Here is a 6,416-nt window from a genome sequence, read left to right as displayed (position 1 = left end):
TATACAATTCTTACTAATTATAGTGAAGCTAGCAACTATTTTGAAAAAGCTGAAGGGTTATTAGAGCATATTTCAGATGAAATTGAATATGCAGAGTTTAATTATAGAGTTGCTGTATTAAAATACCACTTGCATTACGCATATTCAGCTATTGAATACGCTTCAAAGGCAAGAGATATCTTTGTTAAACAAGCAGGGTATGAAGTGAACATAGCGCTGTGCGAAAATATATTAGGATTATCTTTTTCGGAATTAAAGCAGCATGATAAAGGTGAGGAATATATTGCGTCAGCAATAAACATTTTACAAAAAAATGATGCAGAAATGTTAGTATTAAGAATCAGACATAATTTAGGTTTATTGTATGCGAGTCAAAATCTTTCAGTTTTAGCAATTAGACACTTATCTGAGGTTTCTAAAAAAATGCCTACTCATTATAAGGCAATCTTTTTAGAGGCAAGAGAATATTATAAATTAGGTGAAATAGAAAAAGCGAAGGAATTAATTGAAAGTGGATTGAAGGTTTGTGAGGAATTAAAAAATGATGAATATAGATATCACTTTTTAATTCTAAAGGGATTTTGTCAGCATTTAGAGGTAGAAAAAATAGAAAAAATTATTCTTGAAGGTTTTTCTTACTTTGAAAGAAAAAATTTATCGGAGTATATTCACGAATATACTGAAAGTCTGGCATTAGAGTTTCATAAAGTAGGTAATATAGAAAAAGCAGAAAAGTATTTTTTTATGAGTTATGAAATAAAAAAGAGAATATTTGAAAAAGAAGCATTAAAATAAAGAAAAAACTTGGATTATCTATAATGGGAATAGTAGCTGGAGTTATGGGATTTTATGGTAGAAGGTCTTTGCAATAAATTAGCTCACAGTGGATATGGTGGAACGTTTATAATTATAAAACCTAATGAAAATCCATATGCTGTCTCTGAAGATACAACGATGCCTGCAAAACAAACCTTCTATTGAACGTGGGTAATTAAACAAGTCACAAATTATAATTTGTGACTTGTTTAAGGTTGGATACTAAATGTGTTGCTTTCAATATTGAAAGCAACTTTTAAGTTTGTGATTAATAGTTAACTTAATAAATTTTGGGTTAAAATAAAAACAAATTTTTAATCAAGTCCCACAAAAAGTACGATAAGGGCGATTCGTCGGTGCAGGCGGAATGCAGTATTCTTCTTGATCTGTAGAATACGCATAAGGATTTGATAAAGCTTCAAGAAGTTTCTCCATTACGCTATAGTCGTCATTTGTAACAGCTGCTTCTAGTGCTTCTTCTACACGGTGGTTCCTCGGGATGATTGATGGGTTATTATTTTTCATCATCTCGTAGGCGTTTTCTTTCGATTGTTCTTGTCTGTCTAATCGAGATTGCCACAGTTTGTACCATTCTTTAAATTCAGGACTTTCAAATAGAGCTGTATTTTCGATAGCATCAAGAGTTAATGAACGGAATGTATTTGTATAATCTGCTTTATATTTCTCCATCATTTTTAAAAGTTGCTCAATAAGTGAGTGATCTTGTTCTTCGTTGCTAAATAGTCCTAATTTCTTTTTCATTCCAAGGAACCACTGTTTTTCATACTGTACGCTAAATTTCGAAATTTCGTCTTGAGCGATTTTTAATGCTTCTTCTTCATCTTCGTGCAGAATTGGTATTAAAGATTCAGCTAGTCGTGCTAGATCCCATGCGGCCATATATGGTTGATTTCCATATGCATAACGACCTTGTGTGTCAATAGAGCTAAATACAGTTCCTTGGTCGTAATTGTCCATAAATGCACAAGGACCGTAATCAATTGTTTCGCCACTGATCGTTATATTGTCAGTGTTCATTACGCCGTGAATAAATCCAACAAGTTGCCATTTTGCGATAAGACTGGCTTGTCTTTTAATGACTTCTTGTAGTAATGCAGTATATCGGTTTTCATGAGATTCAATTTCTGGGTAATGCCTTTTTATCGTATAGTCAGCTAGTGATTTCAGGTCCTCTATTGAACCACGAGCTGCAGCATATTGAAATGTACCGACGCGAATATGGCTACTAGCTACTCTAGTTAAAATTGCTCCAGGTAACTTTGTTTCACGATAGGTTGGTTCACCGGTTGTGACAACTGCTAAACTGCGAGTAGTCGGAATATCGAGTGCATACATTGCTTCGCTAATAATATATTCACGTAGCATCGGACCGAGTGCAGCACGGCCATCTCCTCGGCGTGAATAGGGAGTAGGACCAGAACCTTTCAGTTGAATATCGAAACGCTCACCTGAAGGAGTAATTTGTTCGCCAATTAAAAGAGCACGACCGTCGCCTAACATATTAAAATGTCCGAATTGATGACCAGCATATGCTTGAGCTAATGGATGAGCTCCTTCTGGGAGTGCATTACCAGCGAAAATAGCAATTTCAGCTTCCTTTTTCAGTTCTTCAGGGGTCAAGCCAAGAGATATCGCTAATGAATGGTTTAGTTTAACTAACTCCGGTGAACTTACGGGAGTAGGGGGGATTTCTGTATAAAATGATTGTGGTAAAGTCGTATAACTATTATCTAAATTCCAACCTGTTTCATTATTTTTAGTCATTGTATCTCCTCCTTTTTGTATTTTAAGTTATGTATTTGTACGTATGTATTCTTTGTAAAGTTAACTAAAAGTATAATATAATATTTCCCCTTGCAATCTATTGTAAGGACTTCATTGCACTATGTCTATTTAACAGCAAATTTAAAACCTCCATTTTAAGAAAATGGAGGTTTTATTATTATTTAATTTTTACAATTATTTTTCCTTTTGCTCTTCCAGACTCTGAATATTCCATTGCTTTTTGCGCATCTTCAAAAGGGAAAACTCGATCGATTACCGGTTTGATTTTTCCGGCTTCAATATAGTTTGCAATAGTACGTAATTGATCCCCGCTTGGCTTCATAAATAAAAATGAATATTGAGCATTATGCTTTTTTTCAAGTGCAGTAAGTTTTTTGCTGGCTAATGAAAATAAGAGAGTTTTAAAGAAGCCTGAACCAAATTCTTTACCGAAGCGAGCATTCGGCATACCTGAAACGGAAACAATGTTTCCTCCGCTTTTTATAATATTGAATGATTTCTCAAGTGTTGCACCGCCGATTGTATCAAATACCGCATCATAATTTTTTAGTATATCTTCAAATTTTTCTGTTTTGTAATTAATAATTTCATCTGCGCCAAGAGACGTTACTAAATTTGTACCAGCTTCACTAGCAGTCGTTGTAACAGTAGCACCCATTATTTTTGCTAACTGAATTGCGAAAGTACCAACACCACCGGATCCAGCGTGAATTAAAATCTTTTGTCCTTTTTGTAATTGCATGATGTCATGTAAAGCTTGATAGGAAGTTAAGCCAACGAGTGGAATCGAAGCCGCTTCCTCAAAACTTAGATTTTTTGGTTTTAAAGCAATATCATCTTCATGAATGGCTATATACTCCGCGAAAGTACCAATCTTATTTTTTCTTGGACGAGCATATATTTCATCACCGACTTTAAAATGAGTCACTTTTGATCCAACCTTCGTGATGACACCGGAAAAGTCATTCCCAAGGATTAGAGGCATTTCATATTTCAGTAACATTTTAACTTTTCCATCACGTATTTTAAAATCAATTGGGTTAATACTAGCTGCATGAATTTCTGCGAGCACTTCATACTCATTAATTTCAGGAGTAGGTACCTCTGCCATACGCATTGGGACTTTTCCATATCTATCAATTATCATTGCTTTCATATCTTATACCTCCAAGTTTTAATAAAAGTTTTGCAATAGCTTCTCAATATCTAATACAAGATTTTTTAATAAACCTAATTTTGTACGTATATCAATATAATAAAAGTTTTTTGTACCTTCTTTTCGCATTAAAATAATACCGGCTTCTCGTAAAATCCTTAGGTGATGTGATACCGCTGGCCGAGAAAGGTGTGTTTGTTTCGTAATTTCTCCTACACGTAATCCGGTTTGACATTCCGTTACCATGAGAACTAACAAAATAGCTTGACGTGTTTCATCGCCAATTGCCAATAATACTTTTTGAGAATCAATAAAATCTTTTTTTATAATATTTAATTGTTCTTGTTTATTCATTTCAATCACTTTACCTCCAAAAAATTAGTCGAAAGGTTTAAAATGATGAACCATTACTTCGATACGGTAATGCTACATGATTGTTGCATGAGGTGCAATATTGAGAAAGAAAATCGAGACGAATGAATTTTTTATTGTTGAAAATTATAGGGAGATAGAAAAGGGATTGGAAGGATTACATAACACAATAAATGAAGTTTTAAAAACAAAAAATGATGTAACAATAAAATAAGCGGTCGTAACCTTGTATAATCCATAAGGTTACGGCCGCTTATAATGTTTGTATTATTTTTGATTTTTACGATAGAACATGGTTCAACGTAAAGTACATTCTTTTGTTTTACACTTTCATACAGACACAATTCAGGTGGATTATAGATGTATGAAAAGGTCAAAGGAATTTTGGGGCCTAATCTATCTATATGATAATTCAAAATGAAATATAAGTCTATATTTTAATGTTTTTTTTGATTATATTTATGTCACTGAGCTCAGAACAATGAAGTGGAGGGTAAATATATGAAATCGAATTATGTACCAGTTTTAATTGTTGGAGGGGGATTATCTGGGTTAGCGTCTGCGTTATTTCTTGCAAAACATAATATTGAGTACTTACTTATTGAAAGGCATCCGTCTACTGCCATTCATCCGAAAGCAGGCGGTCTTACTTTACGTACAATGGAGTTATTTCGAGAATTAGGTTTGGAAAAAAGAATTAAATTGGCAGGTAAAGCATTAGAGAACTGCAGAGGAAGAATAGCGGTTCATACAATAGCTGAGGCGAATAAAGAAGAATTGGAACAAATGAGAGCGACGCAATACGGAAACGATGAAGAGTTACTTCAAAAAATAGAAAAGATTAGTCCATCAAAACAAACTGCGTGTTATCAAATTATTTTAGAAGAGATGATGTTACAAGAAGCGAAAACATTAGGCGAGCAACTATCTTTTTATCATGAATTAGTTTCATTTGAACAAAATGAAAACGGGGTAAAAGCAACGATTCGAAATCGTGAAACAGAAAAAGAAAGTGTCATACATTGTGACTATGTAATTGCAGCGGATGGAGCGAAAAGTAAAATACGTGAGCAGTTAGGGATTAAAACTGAGGGTCGTGGAACCATTGGTGGCTATTATATGAATATTTATTTTGAAGCTGATTTAAGTGAGTTTATGCAAGGAGATGCATTCGGTTTTTCGATGGTACTTCATCCGGAGGTTCTTGGTGCGCTTATCCCGGTTGATAACGTAAAAAAATGGATTTATCATGTAGCCTACGATCCATTAAAAGGAGAGGGGCTAGAGGACTTCACTATAGAACGTTGTAAACAAATTATTCAAATAGCAATTGGAAGTACAAATGTTGAATCAAAAATATTAAGTGTTTTACCGTGGGAAGCCGCTGAAAGTACAGCGGTGAAATTTCAAGGAAATCGAACCTTTTTAGTTGGCGATTCTGCACATATTATGCCGCCAACAGGAGGATTTGGTTCAAATACAGGAATACAAGATGCGCACAATCTAGCTTGGAAATTAGCGGCTGTTATAAAAGGGAAGGCAAAACCAAAATTGTTAGAAACATATCATGAGGAGAGACACTCTGTTGCAAAATTAACGACAGCTTATGCAAGTAGTTTACTGTTTCGTGCTGCGAATAGAGAGGAAGGCAGTTTGAATAATATGGATGGTTTAGCTGTTACAGTTGGATATCAGTATTGTTCAGAGGCGATTATAGATGATTCAGTCACTCCGCATAGAATGGATAGCATAGAGTTGAACGGAAGACCTGGAACGCGAGCGCCACATTTATGGGGAACGTATGAGGGGAAGAAAGTTTCTACATTAGACTTATTCGGTAACAGTTTTGTATTACTTACAGGAGTAGAAAATAGTTCTTGGGCTGAGGCAGCACATACTGTTTCAGCTAAATTAGGAATAAATATAAAAGGGTATCGTGTTGGCTTAAGTGGAGACTTTGTTGTTCCAGAAGATATTTTTAGCAAATTATATGGTATAGAGAATGGAGGTGCTGTATTAATTAGACCAGATGGCTTTATAGGATGGCGTTCGGAAAAAACGGTAGTAAATCCAGATATAGTATTGGAAGAGGTAATGAGAAATTTATTATGTGATTTTTAAGTAACTACAGAAATATTGTTTTATGTGCTTCACTGTACTGAAAAAAATATTCACAAATTTCAATAGGTTTGATATGATTAAATTCGACAAGTTAATAGAGGCCGGAGATATTTGAGAAAAGCCATAAATTTATTTAGGGACACAG

The 6,416-nt window shown here is 34.4% G+C and carries 6 protein-coding genes; 3 read left to right on the top strand and 3 right to left on the bottom strand.

Translation table 11 applies throughout. The features are described from left to right. Both ACQGS6_RS20990 and ACQGS6_RS20985 read left to right on the top strand, forming a co-directional pair. The coding region (locus ACQGS6_RS20990) for a tetratricopeptide repeat protein (protein WP_426965529.1) at positions 1-795 on the top strand (795 nt) is incomplete at its 5' end. Between the two features lie 54 nt (positions 796-849). Further along, complete coding sequence (locus tag ACQGS6_RS20985) at positions 850-981, top strand: hypothetical protein (protein ID WP_000229164.1); 132 nt, start codon at positions 850-852, stop codon at positions 979-981. Between the two features lie 153 nt (positions 982-1,134). Here ACQGS6_RS20985 and ACQGS6_RS20980 read toward each other — a convergent pair whose 3' ends face one another. The 3 genes from ACQGS6_RS20980 to ACQGS6_RS20970 all read right to left on the bottom strand — a co-directional run bounded on the left by ACQGS6_RS20980 (position 1,135) and on the right by ACQGS6_RS20970 (position 4,141). Beyond that, positions 1,135-2,601, bottom strand: coding sequence for a protein adenylyltransferase SelO (locus ACQGS6_RS20980; RefSeq protein ID WP_000164918.1), 1,467 nt, complete (start codon positions 2,599-2,601; stop codon positions 1,135-1,137). A 178-nt stretch (positions 2,602-2,779) separates the two neighbouring features. Then, positions 2,780-3,778: an NADP-dependent oxidoreductase gene (locus ACQGS6_RS20975; protein ID WP_000646440.1), complete on the bottom strand. Its 999-nt coding sequence runs from the start codon at positions 3,776-3,778 to the stop codon at positions 2,780-2,782. A gap of 18 nt (positions 3,779-3,796) precedes the next feature. Further along, positions 3,797-4,141 carry an ArsR/SmtB family transcription factor gene (locus ACQGS6_RS20970; protein WP_426965528.1) on the bottom strand — a complete coding sequence of 115 codons (345 nt, stop codon included), beginning with the start codon at positions 4,139-4,141 and terminating at the stop codon, positions 3,797-3,799. Between the two features lie 510 nt (positions 4,142-4,651). Between ACQGS6_RS20970 and ACQGS6_RS20965 the strand changes: the two genes are divergently transcribed. Beyond that, a complete protein-coding gene (locus tag ACQGS6_RS20965) occupies positions 4,652-6,271 on the top strand; it encodes an FAD-dependent oxidoreductase (RefSeq protein WP_025966615.1) in 1,620 nt (539 codons plus the stop codon). Positions 6,272-6,416 lie beyond the last annotated feature (145 nt).

The sequence above is a fragment of the Bacillus sp. GMs2/2 genome (assembly GCF_050172095.1).
Lineage (GTDB): Bacteria > Bacillota > Bacilli > Bacillales > Bacillaceae_G > Bacillus_A > Bacillus_A cereus.
This window is presented reverse-complemented; position numbering and strand designations above follow the sequence as displayed.